The 18,517-nt window shown below is 65.6% G+C and carries 16 protein-coding genes and 1 pseudogene; 9 read left to right on the top strand and 8 right to left on the bottom strand.

Annotated features, from left to right (window positions below; translation table 11 throughout):
- Positions 1–5: 5 nt before the first annotated feature.
- The 7 genes and pseudogenes from IB255_RS19305 to IB255_RS19275 form a co-directional block, all read right to left on the bottom strand.
- On the bottom strand, positions 6–650 hold the full coding sequence (locus IB255_RS19305) for a 4Fe-4S single cluster domain-containing protein (RefSeq protein ID WP_192210709.1): 645 nt from the start codon (positions 648–650) through the stop codon (positions 6–8).
- 1 nt (position 651) lies between these two features.
- Positions 652–2,558: pseudogene (locus IB255_RS19300) on the bottom strand (AAA family ATPase).
- A gap of 161 nt (positions 2,559–2,719) precedes the next feature.
- Positions 2,720–3,247 carry a c-type cytochrome gene (locus IB255_RS19295; protein ID WP_192210708.1) on the bottom strand — a complete coding sequence of 176 codons (528 nt, stop codon included), beginning with the start codon at positions 3,245–3,247 and terminating at the stop codon, positions 2,720–2,722.
- Positions 3,248–3,264: 17 nt separating this feature from the next.
- Complete coding sequence (locus IB255_RS19290; RefSeq protein WP_045217996.1) at positions 3,265–3,786, bottom strand: methylamine dehydrogenase light chain; 522 nt, start codon at positions 3,784–3,786, stop codon at positions 3,265–3,267.
- 17 nt (positions 3,787–3,803) lie between these two features.
- Positions 3,804–4,436: a methylamine dehydrogenase accessory protein MauD gene (mauD, locus tag IB255_RS19285; RefSeq protein ID WP_081519738.1), complete on the bottom strand. Its 633-nt coding sequence runs from the start codon at positions 4,434–4,436 to the stop codon at positions 3,804–3,806.
- Between the two features lie 4 nt (positions 4,437–4,440).
- Positions 4,441–4,980 carry a MauE/DoxX family redox-associated membrane protein gene (locus tag IB255_RS19280; RefSeq protein WP_081519739.1) on the bottom strand — a complete coding sequence of 180 codons (540 nt, stop codon included), beginning with the start codon at positions 4,978–4,980 and terminating at the stop codon, positions 4,441–4,443.
- A gap of 22 nt (positions 4,981–5,002) precedes the next feature.
- On the bottom strand, positions 5,003–6,148 hold the full coding sequence (locus tag IB255_RS19275) for an amine dehydrogenase large subunit (RefSeq protein WP_151186973.1): 1,146 nt from the start codon (positions 6,146–6,148) through the stop codon (positions 5,003–5,005).
- 462 nt (positions 6,149–6,610) lie between these two features.
- On the opposite strand from IB255_RS19275, the gene codB reads away from it, so the two are divergent.
- Genes codB through codA form a run of 3 tightly spaced genes read left to right on the top strand, consistent with a single transcriptional unit; the run spans position 6,611 to position 10,351 of the window.
- The gene (codB, locus tag IB255_RS19270; protein WP_081519741.1) at positions 6,611–7,870 is read left to right on the top strand and encodes a cytosine permease; all 1,260 of its coding nucleotides are present in this window, start codon (positions 6,611–6,613) and stop codon (positions 7,868–7,870) included.
- Complete coding sequence (locus IB255_RS19265; RefSeq protein WP_081519742.1) at positions 7,867–9,087, top strand: PucR family transcriptional regulator; 1,221 nt, start codon at positions 7,867–7,869, stop codon at positions 9,085–9,087. Before codB ends, IB255_RS19265 begins: the two co-directional genes overlap by 4 nt.
- Before the next feature lie 22 nt (positions 9,088–9,109).
- Entirely contained in the window at positions 9,110–10,351 is a 1,242-nt protein-coding gene (gene codA, locus IB255_RS19260) for a cytosine deaminase (RefSeq protein ID WP_081519743.1), read from the top strand.
- Between the two features lie 267 nt (positions 10,352–10,618).
- Here the strand turns inward: codA and IB255_RS19255 are convergent, their stop codons facing one another.
- A complete protein-coding gene (locus tag IB255_RS19255; protein WP_081519744.1) occupies positions 10,619–11,053 on the bottom strand; it encodes a carboxymuconolactone decarboxylase family protein in 435 nt (144 codons plus the stop codon).
- Positions 11,054–11,321: 268 nt separating this feature from the next.
- Here IB255_RS19255 and pedF point away from each other — a divergent pair, with 268 nt between their 5' ends.
- From pedF to IB255_RS19225, 6 genes are all read left to right on the top strand, one after another.
- The gene (gene pedF / locus IB255_RS19250; RefSeq protein WP_081519745.1) at positions 11,322–11,759 is read left to right on the top strand and encodes a cytochrome c-550 PedF; all 438 of its coding nucleotides are present in this window, start codon (positions 11,322–11,324) and stop codon (positions 11,757–11,759) included.
- Positions 11,760–11,764: 5 nt separating this feature from the next.
- Positions 11,765–12,664 (top strand): substrate-binding periplasmic protein, encoded by a 900-nt coding sequence (locus IB255_RS19245; protein ID WP_081519746.1) that lies wholly within the window; start codon positions 11,765–11,767, stop codon positions 12,662–12,664.
- Positions 12,665–12,671: 7 nt separating this feature from the next.
- Positions 12,672–13,424, top strand: a complete 753-nt coding sequence (locus tag IB255_RS19240) for a quinoprotein dehydrogenase-associated SoxYZ-like carrier (RefSeq protein WP_081519747.1) — start codon at positions 12,672–12,674, stop codon at positions 13,422–13,424.
- 42 nt (positions 13,425–13,466) lie between these two features.
- On the top strand, positions 13,467–14,396 hold the full coding sequence (locus IB255_RS19235; RefSeq protein WP_081519748.1) for a quinoprotein relay system zinc metallohydrolase 1: 930 nt from the start codon (positions 13,467–13,469) through the stop codon (positions 14,394–14,396).
- A 315-nt stretch (positions 14,397–14,711) separates the two neighbouring features.
- Positions 14,712–16,484: a methanol/ethanol family PQQ-dependent dehydrogenase gene (locus tag IB255_RS19230; protein WP_081519749.1), complete on the top strand. Its 1,773-nt coding sequence runs from the start codon at positions 14,712–14,714 to the stop codon at positions 16,482–16,484.
- A gap of 287 nt (positions 16,485–16,771) precedes the next feature.
- A complete protein-coding gene (locus tag IB255_RS19225; protein ID WP_081519750.1) occupies positions 16,772–18,292 on the top strand; it encodes an aldehyde dehydrogenase family protein in 1,521 nt (506 codons plus the stop codon).
- Positions 18,293–18,517: the final 225 nt, after the last annotated feature.

Here is an 18,517-nt window from a genome sequence, read left to right as displayed (position 1 = left end):
TCCATTCAGCGAGGTCGCGGCCGGTGGGCGCTGACTTGAAGTTGGTGGCCCTGCTCACGCAGCAGATCCTGAAGGCGCAGCAGGTCGTCACGCCGGGGTATGCCGGCCATCCATACGCTGCCGTCGGCGTCGAACATCAGGTCCAGGGCCTTGTCGGTGGCGGCCAGCGAGCGTTGATAGCTGGCCAGGCGCGCTCGGCCCAGATCGGTCAGCAGGTTCAGGCGCTGGTTGTCGCTGCCGCGCAGGGCCAGTGATTGCTCGGTGTGTTGCTGGTAAGGGTCGCTGATCAGTACGTCGATCAGGCCGTTCGCGGCCTGCAGCTGCGCTTCGAGCTGTTCCAGCGGATAGCCGCTGTACACCAGGATGTCGGCCTGGCTGCGCTGGCGCAGTTCGCGCAGCAACAACAACAGGGCGTCGAACTGATCGAACGGTTCGCCGCCGGACAGAGTGATGCCTTGCGCCTCGTTCAGCCAGGGCTGGATGTCGGCAAGCAGTTGCTCCAGCGCAATGCGCTGTTGGCCCGGCCCCCAGGTGTCGGCGGAGATGCAGCCAGGGCAGCGGATACTGCATCCCTGGAACCAGATGCCCAGGCGTTGCCCTGGCCCCAGGGTGGTGACCGGGAAGTGCACGCGGGAAAGGCTCAGCTTCATATCAGCGGCGTTCCAGGATCAGCCCGCTGGTATGCAGTTCGGTAATCAGGAACCGTTCACCAGGCTGTGCGTCCTGGTCGAACAACGCCCGTGACAGCGGGTTGAGTAAACGGGCCTCGAGCTGGTTGCGAATGCCGCGCCCGCCATTGGACAGATCGGCAAGACATAGATCGTGAAGGACTTGTCGCGCAGTGGGAGCGATCTCGAGAGTCAGCTGCTGTTCGCGCAGGTCGGCCAGGGTGCCGTCGACCATCTGTGTGAATATCTGCTCGGCGACGTCCTCGCGGATGAAGTCGAACACGATGATGTTCTCGCCGATTCGGTTGAGGATTTCCGGACGGTTGAGCACCAGCTTGAAGTAGCGGTCGATTTCGCTGCGGACCTTGCCCTGCACAGCATCGAAGGGTTCGCCCGGCAGCACGTTGGCCATGCGTTCGCCGTTCTCGCCTTGCCGGTATATCCCCAGGTTGGAAGTGAAGACGATGAGCGCCTCGGAGAAGTACACCCGGTCGCCGCGGCCGGAGGTGAGCACGCCGTCGTCGAGGATTTGCAGGAACTTGTCGAGAATGCGCGGGTGGGCTTTCTCGATTTCGTCGAACAGCACCACGCTGAAGGGCTTCTCCCGGATGGCGTTGGTCAGTTCGCCGCCGACGTCGTAGCCGACATAACCCGGTGGTGCTCCGATCAGGCGCTGATCGGCATGTTCGGCGCTGAATTCCGACATGTCGAAGCGGATATAAGCGCTTTCGTCAACGAACAACAGGCTGGTGATGGTCTTCGCCAGTTCAGTCTTGCCCACCCCGGTAGGGCCGGCGAGAAAAGCAACGCCACGGGGGCGGTTGCCCTTGCGGCTGGCGCCCACACCGGTCATCGCGCGCTTGACGATATCGAGCATGTGGGTGACTGCATGCTGCTGGCCTTTGACCCGGCGGCGGACGAAGTCCTCCGCCTGGCGGATGCGCTGGCGGTCGATCTTCAGCCAGGGGTCCTCGGTGACGCCGATCTTGTAGCGACGCACGGCATCGGCGATGCGTTCCATGGCCACGCCTTCTACCCGCGCCAGTTGCGCAATGGCGCTGAGATCGAGCAGCAGCAAGCCCTCGGTATTCTCTACAAAGGTGGCCACCGCCTCCTGCAGGGTGACGGCACTGTTGTCCTGGCTGCCCGCCAGCCCCTTGATCAGGGCGGGGGCGAGTGCGCGGCGGGCCATCTGGTCGGGTTTGGAGACCGGGATGTGGCGCAGGCGCGGATTATCCACCAGCAGCCAGTCAGGGAGGTCGCCTTCCTTCTCTACGACCCAGAGCACGCTGTTGAAGAACGGTTTGCGCAGCTCGCCGGCAGGGCGGCTGCGGGCCTGGTGGGACAGCACCAGGGCTTGGGTGAACAACTGGTGTTCCGCGGCGCTCAGCGAGTCATTGCGTACCGCCAGGCGCGAGGCGAAGTCGACGATCAGGGCGATGGGGTCGCCGGCGCGGTTCACCAGGCGACGCAGCGTGGCGCTCAACAGGTCGATGCCAGCAGGGGCTGCACCTTCCACGACGGTCAAACCGAGTTCCGAGAGCACCTGCTGGCCAGCGCCAGGGCCACTGCCCGGACGCCCCAGGGTACGAAAGCCGGCCAGAGGGTCCCAGATCAGCACATGCGCATAACCGGCATCGAGCAGGGCATCGCCCAGGCTCTGGTTGAAACTTTGCGGGGTGATCGTACCGGCAGCGATCTCGCAGGCTTGCAGGTCGCGGATATTGCCGGAGAGGACGAACTGGCTCTTCAGCGGCAAGAAGCGCAGAAGATCTCGTAACCAGCGCGGTTTTTCGAAAGTTGCAGTCCCTGGCATGGTTGGCGTCTCACTATTCCTACTTAACCGCACCAGCATATGGCCGAAACGGCGAAGTCTCCAACCTGGAAAATTCCTGCATTGGGCCTGTTCAGTCAATCTGCGCCGACGAGTCATACGCAGCGCCAGTTTTCCTACTCGCATAAAAAAGCCCGCAGGAGCAGCGGGCAGTTGTGCGCGGGATAGCCGCGGAGGCAAATCTTCGTACCGGCGGGCAGGCCGCCGAAGCAATCACTCAATACGCATCGCTCATCCCATCGGTGATGGTGATGCCCTGCTTGCGCATTTCCTGGATCAACCCGGCGCGGGTGCCCGGCAGGTTGAGCAGGGCCTGGTAGCGCGTGGCTTTGACTTCCTCGGCGGTGTAGGGCTTGAACTCGGCGGGCATGCTGTCGCCGGCCATGCCCTCCTTGCGCAGCAGCCAGTTGAGCAGGTCGGCCAGTTGCGCGTCGTTCAGCGCGGACTGGGACATGCCCGGCACGCGCACGAGGAATTGCCGCCCACCGTCCACCTTCAGGAAGTTGCCGACGAAGCCGTGCAGGCGCGGCGTGTCGTTGACCTTGCTGCCGCTGCCTTCGGTGAGATGGCAGCCGGCGCATTGCAGCTGGTAGTTGGTGGCCGGGCTGTAGCTCTGCTGGGAGATCGGCTTCTGCACCTCCTCGTTGCCGGGCGCCGGTCGCTGGTGCGGATCGGGGATCGCACGGGCCTGGGCAATGGGGGCGACCAGACTGCAGAGCAGGGCGCCGACAACGAGACTGCGCATGGGCTTTTCTCCCGACTTCAGACCGCGACGCCGCGGATGATGGTGACGGTGCAGTTGTAGATGCGCGATTCCGCACCCAGGCACCAGTTGACGTCGTTGTTGTTGAACGGACGGTACAGCGGTTCCTCGCTCTCGTTGCGGGTACAGGCGCACTGGGAGCAGCTGTGCTTACCGCAGCAGTCGTTGTAGGAAATGATGTAGTCCTTGCCGTCCGCCGGGTTGCGGCAGGTGCCGATCCAGGTCACTTGCGAGGCATCGGTGCCGGGCGGGCAGGAGGTGGTGGTGCCGCCGCAGCAGGTGCAGAGGAAGCCGTCGATGGAGCAGTAGCGCCAGTAGTCGCAGCTGTTCGGGTCACCCGGATCGCCGGCCTTCGGTGCCTCGGCGGCCAGGGCCTTGGAGGTGCGGTCGATCGGCAGGATGATCGGCAGGGCGGCGCCGGCCACCAGCAGCGAGCCGAAGCGGCCCAGCAGCTTGCGCCGCGAAGTGACGTTGGCCACCTGGCGGGAGGAGCGCTCGAACAGGTTGTCGAGGAATTTCATTCTTGTTCTCTCCGTGATCAGTGGCTGTGGCCGTGGCTGGCGTCGTGGGTGTGCACGCCGTTGTGGCTGTGGCCATTCATGTACTGCTGCAGGGTGGCGCTGCCCAGGTGCTCGACCTCGAACAGGCTGTCCAGGTGCTCGCGGGAGTTCACCAGGCCCTTGGCGCGCAGGATGCCCTTGCTGTCGATCAGCGCGGCGTAGGGCAGCTTGCCGATCTGGTAGGTCATGCCGACTTCCGGGCCGACCACGTAGGCGGATTTCTCCAGGCCGTGCTCGGCGATCAGCGCCTGCTGGGCGGCCATGTCGCCGTCGCTGACGTAGATCACTTCCAGCTCGCCGGCCTTGTCCTTGGCGATGGATTTGATCGCCGGCAGCAGTGATTTGCAGATCGGGCAGGTCGGCGAGAGGAAGAACAGCAGCTGGCCGCGCTCGCCTTCATAACCGAAGTTGACCGGACGACCATGACGGTCGGCGGCGGTGACTTTCGGCGCGGGCTCGTTGACCGCCACGCCCTTGTCGACCATCAGCGCGCCGGCCGGCGCGATGCGGCCGTGGAGGACGCCGATCTGGCGCACCAGCGCCATGACGGTGAAGGCGAGGGCGATGAGCAGCACCCAGAGAAGAATGTTGGAAACGATCAGACCTTCCATTTGTTCACCTTCCGATGAGTTTGAGCAGGCGGGGATGATTGGCCAGCAGGCCATCGGCCGCGGCATACAGGAGCAGGGCGACAGCGCTGGCGGCGAGGATCACGAAGGCGTCGAACACGCCCATCTCGCGAGCCTGCGGAGCGCAGGAGGCGATCAGGGCGAGCGCGGCGATGATCGCGTTGCGCAGCAGCAGTACCGGGCGCAGCGGTTGCATCTGGCCGGGGCCGGAGCAGCCGCAGTCGATGTCGCGGCGCCCGCGCCAGAGGTTGATGCCGATGGCGCCGGCATAGAACAGGATCAGCGCCGTGGCGACCAGGGCCGCGCCGTGGCGGCTCGCCGGCACCAGCAGGGCGAAGGCGACGATGCCTTCGACCACCGGCAGCACGCGGGCCACCGGGCCGACCAGCGAGGCCGGCAGCAGGCCGTAGTCTTCGACCTGGCGGGCGAAGCGCATCGGCGCGCGCAGCTTGTGGCTGGCGGCGCTGGCGAGCAGCACCGCAACGGCCACCGCACTGGCGATGATCAGGATCGGATCGGAAAACATATCCGTACCTCTCGGGGTGGTTTTAGTGGCTCAGGACCAGGATCGGCGTCTTGGCGATCTTGTCCATGGCGCCGTTGTACTTGCCGGTCTTCAGGTCGAAGATCTGCAGGCCGCCTTCGATGTCGGTGCCCAGCAGCAGCGGCTTGTCGTCGGTGGTGGCATGCAGGCTCCACACCGGCTTGGGCGCTTCCAGGGTGCCGATCTTCTTCTGCGTCTTCAGGTCGTAGACCCAGATGAACGGGCTCGGGTCTTCCCATTTGCCGGCGCTGTGCTCTTCGTGCATCAGCACGTACATGCGGTTGAGCTTGGGCGCTACGGCCATCAGCTGCCAGCCGCCGGTGCCCCAGCCCTTCTTGCGTTCCTCGTCGGTGGTCAGCGACCAGCTCGGCAGCATCTTCGGCTTGTCGCCGGAGACGTCCACCGGCTTGACCATGCCGTCGGTGGTCACGAAGAAGTAGGTCTCGCCCACGGCCAGGCCGCGTTCGTTGAGCTTCTCCTTGTTCGGGTCGAAGAACGGAGTCTGGCTGCGGCCGGTTTCCTTGCCGTCGTCACCGATCTTGGTGATCTGCAGTTGGCCGTCACCGCACAGCGAGGCGAAGGCGCGCTTGCCTACCGGGTAGTTGAGCACGCAGCCGCTGATGGCGATTTCGCTGGCGACCTTCTTCTCCTGGGTGTCGACCACGGTGACCGAGGTGGACGGGGTGAAGTTGTAGATGTAGACGAAGCGATCGTCGGAGCTCGCGCCCAGGGCGTACTTCTGGGTCAGGATCGAGGCGCGCTTGGCCGGGATTTCCACTTCCCACTTCGGACGCAGGTTCGAGGTGTCCCAGGCGGTCAGCACGTCGGTGCGCACGCCGCGGGTGCCGCGGGAGTAGAAGGTGTCGGCCGAGTACAGGGTCTTCGCATCGTGGCTCAGGGTGGACGGAGCGACGAAGCCGGTGCTGACCATGCCGAGCATCTTCTTCTGCTCGGGGTCGACCACGGTGACGCGGCCGGCGATGAAGTTCTCGAACTCCACGTCGACGATGTAGGCGCGGTGCGGCGAGGGCGGGAACGGCAAGACTGTCTCACCGATGCTCTCGGTCGGCAGCTCGGCGTGCGCTGCGCCCATCGCGAGGCACGTGCTCAGCGCGAGGACCGATGGAGCGAGGAACCTGGCGACGCTCATTGGCGGGTACTCCCTTTTTCTTGTTGGCGGGCTATCGGTTGTTATCGGGCCGTCTGCCAGGGGCGGACAGCGGACGGAACATTGAGGAGAGTCTGCCTGCGTCGGTTTGCAGCGGACTTGTTGTCCGTGCCATTTCCTTGTCTGGGGGTGACAGGGTGTCGCAGGGAGAAAGTGCAGACTGCCGTTGCGTTTGGAGGCGGGAAATCCGCCGAACGGCACAGACATGGATCAAGGCTTCGTCAGGTTTTGGTGCGAAAAAGCTGCATCGTGCCCCGAAAATCCGCACAATGCACATTTGAGCTATCTTGAAACGCCGTAACACCCACCGGAAGTGTGCATTGTGAACAGTTCACAATGTTCGACATGCTCAAAATTTCCGCGTCGTTCCTGATTGGCTTTTCCGGCCCGCTATTTGCGTTGTGCCGGGAGTCCTCAACCAATCCTCGCGGAGATCCCCCCTCGATGAGTTCCCCCAGTGAGTTCCCCCTGAGCGCCACGCCCAGGGAAGGGCGCAAAGGCCTGCTGCCCATCGCCATGGTGCTGTTCAGCTTCACCTTCTTCACCGGCACCATGTTCGCCGGCGGCAAGATCGGCATGGCCTTCGACTTCGTCGACATGCTCTGGGTCGCCTTCATCGGTAACGTGCTGCTCGCCATCTACGCCGCCGCCCTCGGCCTGATCGCCTCGCGCAGCGGTCTGAACACCGTGCTGATGGGGCGCTTCTGCTTCGGCGAGCGCGGTAGCAAGCTGTCCGATTTCCTCCTCGGCTTCGCCGAACTGGGCTGGTACGCCTGGGGCACCGCCACCGTGGCCATCGTGCTGGTGAAGATGCTGTCCCTGCCGGAGTGGCTGAACATTCCGCTGATGGTGGTCTTCGGCCTGCTGTTCTCGATCACTGCGATCATCGGCTTCAAGGGCCTGGACATCATGTCCCGCGTGTCGGTGCCGCTGATGTTCATCCTGCTGGTGGCATCGATGGTCATCGCGACCAACCACGCCGGTGGCTGGAGCGGCCTGCTGGCGAAGGAGCCGAGCCAGACCCTGACCTTCTCCGCCGCCGTGACCATGGTCTTCGGCACCTTCGCCAGCGGCGCGACCCAGGCCACCAACTGGACCCGCATGGCCCGCAGCGGGCGCATCGCGGTGATCGCCAGCGTGGTCGCGTTCCTCATCGGCAACGGCCTGATGATCGTCGCCGGCGCCTGGTGCGCCATCGTCTACCAGAACGCCGACATCGTCGAAGTGATGGTGCTGCAGGGCCTGTCCTTCGCTGCGGTGATCATGCTCTGCCTGAACCTGTGGACCATCCAGGGCCCGACCATCTACAACGTATCCGCCGCCGCCTGCCACCTGGTGCGCAGCGAGCGTCGCCGCACCATGACCCTGCTGGCCGCCGGCATCGGCATCATCCTCGCCATCGGCGGCATGTACGAATGGCTGATCCCGTTCCTGGTGCTGCTGGGCTCGATCATCCCGCCGCTGGGTGGCGTGATCATGGCCGACTACTGGTACCGCAACCGGGGTGAATACCCGGCGCTGGTGGGTAGCCACATTCCGGCGTTCAACGTCACCGGCCTGGTGTCCTACGCGGTCGGAGCAGGCCTGGCCTGCGCCTCGCCGTGGATCGCACCGCTGGTGGGTATTGCCGCTTCCGCGATCTGCTACATCGTCCTCACCGAAGTCACCCGCGCCCGTGCGCCAGTGACCGAGCCGCGCGCTTGAGCCTGAGCGTCGAGGAAATCCTCCGTCTGCCGGGGCTGGAAAGCCTCGCGCTGCGGGCCGGCGCGCGCAATGTGCATCGCAGCGTGCGCTGGTCCTACGTGGCGGAGAACGTCGGCATCGCCGACTGGGTGATGGGCGGCGAGCTGGTGTTCGTCACCGGCATCAACCACAGCCGTGACGAGGCCAACCTGCTGCAGCTGGTGCGCGAAGGCGTCGCCAGCGGCATCGCCGGCATCGTCATCCTCACCGGCGACGAGTTCATCCAGCGCATCCCTCTGTCTGTGGTTCATCTGGCCGAGACTCAAGGGCTGCCGCTGATCGAGCAGCCCTACGCGCTGAAGATGGTCATCGTCACCCACCTGATCGGCACGGCGCTGGTGCAGATGACCCAGGTGAAGACCTCGCGCCGCGACATCCTCGGCCAACTGCTCAGCGGCGATTACCCGAGCCTGGAGATCGTCCGCCGTCGCGCCCAGCACCTGGAACTGCCAGTGGAGACGCCACGGCGCCTGGTGGCGTTGCGGCTGTCTGGCGTCGACACGCTGTTCCAGCAGCAGGAACCGGAGGAGGCCGAGCGCGCGCTGCAACTGACCCGCCAGCGCCTGCTCGACCACCTGGAGAACTGGCAGCAGGAGCGCCCCGAGCGCCTGCCGGTGGTGATCCAGGGTGACCTGTTCGTCCTGCTGCTGGATGATTCCAGGAGTGCCGAGCGCGCCGAACTGCACGCCCTGGCCGCCGGCTTGCAGCAGGAACTCGCGCCGTTGCGTGCTTATCTCGGTTTGTCCGCCCGCGCCGAGTCCTGCGCCGAGTTTCCCCGCGCGCTGCTCGAGGCCCGCCAGGCGCTGGACGTCGCCGAAGGCATGCAGGCGCCCGCCGGCTTCTGCGACTACCGTGAGCTGGGCGTGCTGCGCCTGCTGCGGGCGATCCCCGATCGTGCGGTGGTCGAGCAGTTCATGAAGGACACCCTCGGCCCGCTCAATGACGCGGGCCGCAAACAGCCGCACCTGCTGATCGAGACGCTCGACGCGCTCGTCCAGGAAGGCGGCAACGCGCTCCGGGCGGCACAGCGCCTGGGCATCCACCGCAATACCCTGAACCAGCGGATCGCGCGCATCGAGGCCCTGAGCGGCCAGTCCCTGGACGACGCGCAGTTCCGCCTGAATACCTCCGTGGCGCTGCTCATCTGGCGCATGTCCAATGCGCCGCGCCACGAATAGCCTGAAGAGGACCTACGAGCCCATGAAGATCATCAACGCCTCGCTGCGCAAGCAGACCGGCCTGTTCACCATCCGCTGCGAAGGCGACGTCATCGCCGAGGTCGTGCAGCAAGCCGGCACCGTGGAGGCCTGCGGCGACGACATCGACGCACGCGGCAACCTGGCCATCGCCCCGCTGGTGGAGCCGCACATCCACCTCGACGCCACCCTGACCGCCGGCGAGCCGGAATGGAACATGAGCGGCACGCTGTTCGAGGGCATCGAGCGCTGGGCCCAGCGCAAGGAAACCATTACCTTTGATGACACCAAGTCCCGTGCCCACACCACCATCCGCATGCTGGCCGCCCACGGCATCCAGCATGTGCGTACCCACGTCGACGTGACCGATGCGACCCTGGCCGCGCTCAAGGCCATGGTGGAGGTACGTGAAGAAGCGCGGCACCTGGTGGACCTGCAGATCGTTGCCTTCCCGCAGGAGGGCATCGAGTCCTACGAGGGCGGCCGCGAGCTGATGGAAGAGGCGATCCGCCTGGGCGCCGACGTGGTTGGCGGCATCCCGCACTTCGAGAACACCCGCGAGCAGGGCGTCAGCTCGATCAAGTTCCTGATGGACCTGGCCGAACGCACCGGCTGCCTGGTGGACGTGCACTGCGACGAGACCGACGATCCGAACTCTCGCTTCCTCGAAGTGCTCGCCGAAGAAGCCCGCGTGCGCGGCATGGGCGGTCGCGTCACCGCCAGCCACACCACGGCGATGGGCTCCTACGACAATGCGTACTGCTCCAAGCTGTTCCGCCTGCTCAAGCGTTCGGGCATCAACTTCGTCTCCTGCCCGACCGAGAGCATCCACCTGCAGGGCCGCTTCGACACCTTCCCGAAACGCCGCGGCGTGACCCGCGTGGCCGAGATCGACCGCGCCGGCATGAACGTCTGCTTCGGCCAGGATTCGATCAAGGACCCGTGGTACCCGCTGGGCAACGGCAATATCCTGCGCGTGCTGGATGCCGGCCTGCACATCTGCCACATGATGGGCTTCGATGACCTGCAGCGCGCGCTGGACCTGGTCACCGACAACAGCGCCCGTGCGCTGAACCTGGGTGCTCGCTACGGCATCGCCGCCGGCCGTCCGGCCAACCTGCTGGTGCTGGGTGTGGAGAGTGACTACGAAGCGGTGCGCCAGCAGACCAAGGCGCTGTACTCGATCCGCAATGGCCGCGTTCTGATGAAGCGCGAGCCGGAGCAGGTGGAGCTGGTCGAAGGCTGATAAGCGACGGATTCCCCTGTAGGAGCGCCCCATGGGCGCGATCGCGGGCATGGCCCGCTCCTACAGGGGAAACGCCGTTCGTACCGCGCGATGCGAGCGTGGAATCTTCACGAATTCCTGCGCGGCGCCTGCCCTCACCCTAACCCTCTCCCAGGGGGAGAGGGGACCGCCCGGTGCAGTGTGAGGCCATGGCGTCAGCCGGCACGGACAGCTCCCTCTCCCTCTGGGAGAGGGCGGGGGTGAGGGACAGCAGTGGCACGAACTTGCTCAGGGCACCATCGCCATGCCGACGCCAAAGCGGTTCCACGCATTGATGGTGGCAATCGCCAGGGTCAGGTTGACGATCTCGGCTTCGCTGAACTGCTCGCGCAGGGCGTCGAACTGGTCCTGCGGGGCGTGTTTTTCCGGCAGACGGGTGAGGCTTTCCACCCAGGCCAGCGCGGCGCGCTCGCGCTCGGTGAAGAAGCGGGTTTCCTCCCAGACGCTCAGGGTCTGCAGCCGCGCTTCGGTCTCGCCGGCGTTGCGTGCGTCATTGGCGTGCATGTTCACGCAGTAGGCGCAGCCGTTGATCTGCGAGGCGCGCAGGCGCACCAGCTCCAGCAGCGAGGTTTCCAGCCCGGACTTGGCCAGGGCCTGCTCCAGGCCGAGCATGGCCTTGTAGGCGTCAGGGGCGGCCTTGGGCCATTCGATTCGTGCGCTCATGGCGATCTCCAGTAGGGCCCGCGCTAGTGCGGGAATGGAGCTAAGTTACCCCTCGCGCCGCTACCTTCGAATAGCCAATTCCCGGCAATAGCGGCAGACCAATGGCGGCCATTCAACGGTCATGGCCGACCGCCGTTCTAGTACCAAGGGAGTAGGCGGGAGCATCCAAAGCAGGATTCGGCCGCCGGCCGCGCGTTCTTACCATCTCATCACAGGCGTCGTTCCGGGCGCCGTGCCTTGCCAAGCATCTCGATGAGAGGATGAAGTGATGAACAACAAGAACGTGCTGTGTGGCCTGCTGTTAGTGGCCGGCCTGGGTGTTTCGGGTCTGGCCCTGTCCCACGGCAATGTGACGCCCCAGGCAGTGGATACCTCGGGGCTGGAACCGCTGGGCAAGGAATGGCGCGACACCAACCCCTACCGCGAGCCCTATGCCAACCACGCCAAGGCGGTGGAGATCGGCGCCTCGGCCTACAACCAGAACTGTGCGCGCTGCCACGGCCTGGAGGCCAAGTCCGGCGGCATCGCCCCCGACCTGCGCATGCTCGACGTCGGCGCCGAAGGGGATGAGTGGTTCAAGGAGCGGGTGATCAACGGCGCGGTGCGCGACGGCGCCGTGTACATGCCGAAGATGGCCGACTACATCAGCCAGGAAGGCCTCTGGGCGATCCGCACCTACCTGGACAGCGTGCACGTGGAAGAGTGACCGCCATGCGCCTGCCCACTCTGCTGATCGACGCACTCCTGAGCCTGGCCCTGTGCCTGCTGCTGGGGCAGGCGCAGGCCGGGGTTCGCCCCTACGAGGACATGGTCACCAGCGGCGTGCTGCGGGTGGCCGTGTACGAGAACTTCCCGCCCTACAGCTTCATGCAGGGCGGGCAGCCGCGCGGGGTCGACATCGACCTGGCAAAACACCTGGCCAGCGGCCTGGGACTGCGCGCGGAGTTCCTCTGGGTCACGCCCGGCGAGCGCCTGGATGACGACCTGCGCAACTTCATCTGGAAGGGCCACTACCTGCGCCCCGGCGTGGTCGCCGACGTGATGTTGCGTGTGCCCTACGACCGCCAGTACGCCAACCGGCGCAACGATGTCGGCGAATTCGCCAACGAACAGGTGGTGATGTTCGGCCCCTACCAGCGCGAGCGCTGGCAGGTGGTCAGCGACGATCGCCGGCTGCCTGAGGTGGACACCATCGCGGCGTTTCGCGAACACCCCATCGGCGTCGAGCTGGACAGCGTGCCGTCCTTCTACCTGACCTCGGTGCTGGGCGGTCAGCTCAGCCGCATGACCGTGCACTTCCCCAGTACCCAGGCAGCTTTCGACGGCATGCGCGCGGGCAAGGTGGATGCAGTCATGGCTCTGCGTGGCGAACTGGACTGGATGCGCGCGCAGGCCGCCGACGAGCACCTGAAGAACGCCGAAAACACCTATCCCAACCTCGGTCAGCCCGAGTGGGACATCGGCATGGCCGTGCATGAAAGCAACCGCCAGCTCTCCAACGCCCTGGACGGCGAGCTGGAGGAGCTGGTGCGCAGCGGCGAGATGGAAAAGCTCTACGCGGCCTACGGCGTGCGTTACGAACTGCCGGGGCTCTACCAGGACGTGCAGTGAGGGAGAGATGATGCACAGGCGCGAACTGCTGCTCGGGATCTGCGCGCTGCCGCTGCTGGCGGCGGCGGTGGAGGGCGACCCGATGCCCTCGGTGATGTGGGAGTACCACCACAAGCGTCTGCTCGATGGCGAACCCTACGTCTTCGATGAGCGGGTGAAACTGGGCGTGCCGCCGTTCGCCGAGGACGCCCGCCAGGTACCGGTGGAAGTGGACGCCCGCGCCTTGCCGGGGCGCTTCGATCGGCTGCTGCTGTGGGCCGAGCTGAACCCGATTCCCCATGTGCTGACGCTCTATCCGGGCGAGCATCTGGAGCCGTTGCTGGCGGTGCGCATCCGCATCGAGCAGGCCACGCCGATCCGCGCCGCGCTGCGGGACGAGAAGGGTGTCTGGCATGTCGGCTCGGCCTGGATCGATGCCGCCGGTGGCGGCTGCACCGCGCCCAGCGTGGTGCGTGCGCAGCCGGGCTGGGAAGACCGCCTCGGCCAGGTGCACGGTGAGTCCTTCGCCAGGGGCGAATACAGCCGGGTGCGCCTGTCGGTCTCGCACCCGATGGACAACGGGCTGGTCGGCGGCATCCCCGAGTTCTACCTGGATCACGCCGAGCTGCGTGGGCCGGACGGGGAAATCTTCGCCCGCCTGGACCTGTTCCCGGCGGTGAGCGAGAACCCCACCTTCACCTTCGAGGTGCGCGGTCATCCGCACACGCAGCTCTGGCTGCACGACAACAACGGCAACGAATTCCAGGCCGCTCTGCGCTGACGCCGCACCGAGTTGCCGCCGCCCTGTGCTGACGAGGTGCCCATGCGTTTCCTCTTGTTCGCCCTGGCCTGCCTGTGCCTGCCGGCACTCGCTGACCTGCAGTACCACCTCGAACCCCGGCGGATCGCCGAAGGCACCTGGCTGGTGGAGGGCAGTACCGACAACTTCGCCAAGGACAACGGTGGCGCCATCGTCAACGTCGCCTTCATCGACACTGGCGACGGCGTACTGGTGATCGATACCGGCCCGTCGAAACGCTACGGCGAAGCCCTGCGTGCGCTGATCCAGCAAACCACCGGCAAGCCGGTGAGGCGCGTGCTGCTCACCCATCACCACCCCGACCACGTGCTGGGCAACCAGGCCTTCATCGATGTACCCATCGGTGCGCTGGCCGGCACCGGCAAGCTGCTGAAAGAGCAGGGCAACGCCATGGCGGAGAACATGTACCGCCTGGTCGGCGACTGGATGCGCGGCACGGAGGTGGTGCTGCCCACCGAGGCCGTGGAGCCGGGTATCGTGCAGATGGGCAGTCACCGGTTTCGGCTGGTCGGCCTGCGCGGGCATACCGGCGCGGACCTGGCGATACTCGACGAGACCACCGGCGTGCTGTTCGCCGGCGATATCGTTTTCTACCAGCGCGCGCTGACCACGCCGAACAGTCCGGGGCTGGATGTGTGGCTGGGCGATATCGACACGCTGCAGGAACTGCCCTGGAAGCTCATCGTTCCCGGTCACGGCCCCGTCGCCACCGATGCGGCGCCCTTTGCGCAGATGCGCGACTACCTCGGCTGGCTCGATGGCGTGATGCGCGACGGCATCGCCCAGGGCGCCGACATGAACGACCTCCTGCGCACGCCCATCCCCGAGCGCTTCGCCGGTGTCAGCCTGACGCGCTACGAGCTGATCCGCAGCGTCAGCCATCTCTATCCGCGTTACGAGCAGAAGGCGCTGCCGCGCGTCGACGAGCAGTGACGGCGCTTTCGTACCCATACGCTCGCTGACAACTCCGCTGCGGGGCCGCCCGTTCCTGCAGGAAATGCCCAGCTTTCCGGAAACGTAGGAGCGGACTCCTTCCGCGAAAGGTCCGCATCGCGCCGGATGCCATCGTGGACAAAGTCCGCTCCTACGCACGCCGCTATTTCCGCGCCTTCGCGGCCCGGTATTGCTACCAAGGAACTAGGAAATTCGGCACTGCGTTCAATTGTTGGTGCGGCCCACCAAACCAAGAATCTGCGACAGACCGGGGAAATTCCCCGGGTACAACAACAATCGCAGAGGCGCACCGCCATGAGACAGCTTCAACCTTTCGCCCGCACCGTGCTGTTCACCGCCATCAGCCTGGCCTCCCTGGGCGCCCACGCCGGGGTGACCGACCAGGACATCAGCGATTCCGCCAAGCGTACCGACCAGGTCGTGGTCAACGGGATCAACCAGCAGGGCCAGCGCTTCAGCCCGCTCAATACCCTGAACAGCGACAACGTGAAAGAACTGCGGCCGGTCTGGGCGCTGTCCTTCGGTGGTGAGAAGCAGCGCGGCCAGCAGGCACAACCGCTGATCAAGGACGGCGTGATGTACGTCACCGCCTCCTACTCGCGGGTGTTCGCCGCCGACGCGCGCACCGGTCGCAAGCTCTGGCAGTACGACGCGCGCCTGCCCGACGGCATCATGCCCTGCTGCGACGTGATCAACCGTGGCGTGGCCCTGTACGGCGACCTGGTGATCTTCGGCACCCTCGACGCCAAGCTGGTCGCGCTGAACAAGGACACCGGCAAGGTGGTGTGGAAGAAGACCGTGGCGGACTACAAGGCCGGCTACTCCATCTCCGCCGCGCCGCTGATCGCCAAGGGCAAGCTGATCACCGGCGTGGCCGGTGGCGAGTTCGGCGTGGTCGGCAAGATCGAGGCCTACAACCCCACCAACGGCGAGCTGCTGTGGAGCCGTCCGACCGTGGAAGGCCACATGGGCTACGTATACAAGGACGGCAAGGCGGTGGAGAACGGCATCTCCGGCGGCGAGGCGGGCAAGACCTGGCCGGGCGACCTGTGGAAGACCGGCGGCGCCGCGCCCTGGCTGGGCGGCTACTACGACCCGAGCACCGACTCGCTGTTCATCGGCACCGGCAACCCGTCGCCGTGGAATTCGCACCTGCGTCCGGGCGACAACCTGTTCTCCTCCTCGCGCCTGGCGCTGAACCCGGAAGACGGCTCGATCAAGTGGCACTTCCAGACCACCCCGCACGACGGTTGGGACTTCGACGGCGTCAACGAGTTGGTGTCCTTCGACTACAAGGACGGCGGCAAGACCGTGCAGGCCGCGGCCACCGCTGACCGCAACGGCTTCTTCTACGTTCTCGACCGCACCAACGGCAAGTTCATCCGTGGCTTCCCCTTCGTCGACAAGGTGACCTGGGCCAAGGGCCTGGATGAGAACGGCCGGCCGATCTACGACGACGCCCACCGTCCGGGTGCTCCGAGCGAGGGTGGTGAGAAGGGCACTTCGGTGTTCGTCGCGCCGTCCTTCCTGGGTGGCAAGAACTGGATGCCCATGGCCTACAGCCAGGACACCGGTCTGTTCTACGTCCCGTCCAACGAGTGGGGCATGGACATGTGGAACGAGAACATCGCCTACAAGAAAGGCGCGGCGTACCTCGGCGCGGGCTTCACCATCAAGCCGCTGAACGAGAAGTACATCGGCGTGCTGCGCGCCATCGATCCGAAGACCGGCAAGCAGGTCTGGCGCTACGAGAACTACGCGCCGCTGTGGGGCGGCGTGCTGGCGACCCACGGCAACCTGGTGTTCACCGGCAACCCCGAGGGCTACCTGATGGCCTTCGACGCCAAGACCGGCAAGAAGCTCTACCAGTTCAACACCGGCTCGGGCGTGATCGCTTCGCCGATCACCTGGGAGATGGACGGCGAGCAGTATGTGACCGTGCTTTCCGGCTGGGGCGGCGCGGTGCCCCTGTGGGGTGGCGAGGTGGCCAAGCGCATCAAGGACCTCGACCAGGGCGGGATGATCTGGACCTTCAAGCTGCCCAAGGATCTGGTGGCGAAGAAGTGAGGTTCGTTTGATCTAGGCAAAGGGCCGGCCATTGAGCCGGCCCTTTGCTTTTGCGCTGGCGCGAAACTCAACCTGTAGGAGCTAGCCATGCCCGCGATCCGCCAGCGTGGTATCGGCGGATAACCCGTTCCGGGTTATCCGCCCTACAAACAGCCACGCCCACCGCATCTACTACCAAATGAGTAACCCACCACTCCCATGGGTGCATTCCGGGTCGGGAAGGGCGCTGCCTAAGATCGCTCCATGACCTGGCCGATGGAGGCCGGGAACCGACAGGAGAGCACCCCATGATCTACGCCGCACCCGGAACCCCAGGCGCCGTCGTCACCCTCAAGCCGCGCTACGGCAACTACATCGGCGGCGAGTTCGTCGCGCCGGTGCTGGGCCAGTACTTCAGCAACACCTCCCCGGTGAACGGCGAAGTCATCGCCGAGTTTCCGCGCTCCACCGCCGAAGACATCGAACGTGCCCTCGACGCTGCCCACGCCGTGGCCGGCAGCTGGGGCCGTACCTCGGTGCAGGACCGCGCGCTGATCCTGCTGAAGATCGCCGACCGTATCGAACAGAACCTGGAGCAGCTCGCCGTCGCCGAGACCTGGGACAACGGCAAGGCCGTGCGCGAGACCCTCAACGCCGACGTGCCGCTGGCCGCCGATCACTTCCGCTACTACGCCGGCTGCATCCGTGCCCAGGAAGGCGGCGCCGCAGAGATCAACGAGAACACTGTCGCCTACCACATCCACGAACCCCTGGGCGTGGTCGGACAGATCATCCCGTGGAACTTCCCGCTGCTGATGGCCGCGTGGAAACTCGCCCCGGCACTGGCCGCCGGCAACTGCGTGGTGCTCAAGCCGGCGGAGCAGACGCCGCTGTCGATCATGCTGCTGGCCGAGATCATCGGCGACCTGCTGCCGCCGGGTGTGCTGAACATCGTCCAGGGCTTCGGCAAGGAAGCGGGCCAGGCGCTGGCCACCAGCAAGCGCATCGCCAAGATCGCCTTCACCGGCTCCACCCCGGTCGGTTCGCATATCCTCCATTGCGCGGCGGAGAACATCATCCCGTCCACCGTGGAGCTGGGCGGCAAGAGCCCGAACATCTTCTTCGAAGACATCATGCAGGCCGAACCGGCCTTCATCGAGAAGGCCGCCGAGGGCCTGGTGCTGGCCTTCTTCAACCAGGGCGAAGTGTGCACCTGTCCGTCGCGGGCGCTGGTGCAGGAGTCGATCTTCGAGCCGTTCATGGTCGAGGTGATGAAGAAGATCAAGGCGATCAAGCGTGGCAACCCGCTGGACACCGACACCATGGTTGGCGCCCAGGCCTCGCAGCAGCAGTACGAGAAGATCCTCTCCTACCTCGACATCGCCCAGGGCGAAGGCGCCGAGCTGCTCACCGGCGGCTCCAGCGAGCGCCTGGAGGGCGACCTGGCCAGCGGATACTACATCCAGCCGACCCTGCTCAAAGGGCACAACGGCATGCGTGTGTTCCAGGAGGAAATCTTCGGCCCGGTGGTGGGCGTGACCACCTTCAAGGACGAAGCCGAAGCCCTGGCGATCGCCAACGACACCGAGTTCGGCCTCGGCGCTGGTGTCTGGACCCGCGACATCAACCGTGCCTGGCGCATGGGTCGGGGCATCCAGTCCGGCCGCGTGTGGACCAACTGCTACCACCTGTACCCGGCGCACGCTGCCTTCGGCGGTTACAAGAAATCCGGCGTCGGCCGCGAGACCCACAAGATGATGCTCGACCACTACCAGCAGACCAAGAACCTGCTGGTGAGCTACGACATCAACCCGCTGGGCTTCTTCTAAGGCGTTGCTGCAAGCCGGCGGACCTTACCCCATCAGGTTCGCCGGCTCCCTTCTCTGGTGTACCGCCCGGCACTCCACCGGGTATCCCTTGTGTCGACGCGCCCGTTCGGGCGGCCGTCCGCTTCCGTGCCCACTTCCATGGGCGACGGCCTTCGTCGAACGCGGCTTCTGCCGCGTTTTCTTTTTCCCAAGTGGTTCCGGTTCGCGAGCAAGGTCCGCTGCATC

This window comes from Pseudomonas sp. PDM22 (assembly GCF_014851965.1).
Lineage (GTDB): Bacteria > Pseudomonadota > Gammaproteobacteria > Pseudomonadales > Pseudomonadaceae > Pseudomonas.
The sequence above is the reverse complement of the archived record's forward strand: the minus strand, read 5'-3'. Positions and strand labels throughout refer to the sequence as shown.

Coding starts and splice junctions, on each gene's coding strand:
- IB255_RS19305 (WP_192210709.1), bottom strand. CDS start 650: ATGAAGCTGAGCCTTTCCCGCGTGCACTTCCCGGTCACCACCCTGGGG.
- IB255_RS19295 (WP_192210708.1), bottom strand. CDS start 3,247: ATGCGCAGTCTCGTTGTCGGCGCCCTGCTCTGCAGTCTGGTCGCCCCC.
- IB255_RS19290 (WP_045217996.1), bottom strand. CDS start 3,786: ATGAAATTCCTCGACAACCTGTTCGAGCGCTCCTCCCGCCAGGTGGCC.
- mauD (WP_081519738.1), bottom strand. CDS start 4,436: ATGGAAGGTCTGATCGTTTCCAACATTCTTCTCTGGGTGCTGCTCATC.
- IB255_RS19280 (WP_081519739.1), bottom strand. CDS start 4,980: ATGTTTTCCGATCCGATCCTGATCATCGCCAGTGCGGTGGCCGTTGCG.
- IB255_RS19275 (WP_151186973.1), bottom strand. CDS start 6,148: ATGAGCGTCGCCAGGTTCCTCGCTCCATCGGTCCTCGCGCTGAGCACG.
- codB (WP_081519741.1), top strand. CDS start 6,611: ATGAGTTCCCCCAGTGAGTTCCCCCTGAGCGCCACGCCCAGGGAAGGG.
- codA (WP_081519743.1), top strand. CDS start 9,110: ATGAAGATCATCAACGCCTCGCTGCGCAAGCAGACCGGCCTGTTCACC.
- IB255_RS19255 (WP_081519744.1), bottom strand. CDS start 11,053: ATGAGCGCACGAATCGAATGGCCCAAGGCCGCCCCTGACGCCTACAAG.
- pedF (WP_081519745.1), top strand. CDS start 11,322: ATGAACAACAAGAACGTGCTGTGTGGCCTGCTGTTAGTGGCCGGCCTG.
- IB255_RS19245 (WP_081519746.1), top strand. CDS start 11,765: ATGCGCCTGCCCACTCTGCTGATCGACGCACTCCTGAGCCTGGCCCTG.
- IB255_RS19240 (WP_081519747.1), top strand. CDS start 12,672: ATGATGCACAGGCGCGAACTGCTGCTCGGGATCTGCGCGCTGCCGCTG.
- IB255_RS19235 (WP_081519748.1), top strand. CDS start 13,467: ATGCGTTTCCTCTTGTTCGCCCTGGCCTGCCTGTGCCTGCCGGCACTC.
- IB255_RS19230 (WP_081519749.1), top strand. CDS start 14,712: ATGAGACAGCTTCAACCTTTCGCCCGCACCGTGCTGTTCACCGCCATC.
- IB255_RS19225 (WP_081519750.1), top strand. CDS start 16,772: ATGATCTACGCCGCACCCGGAACCCCAGGCGCCGTCGTCACCCTCAAG.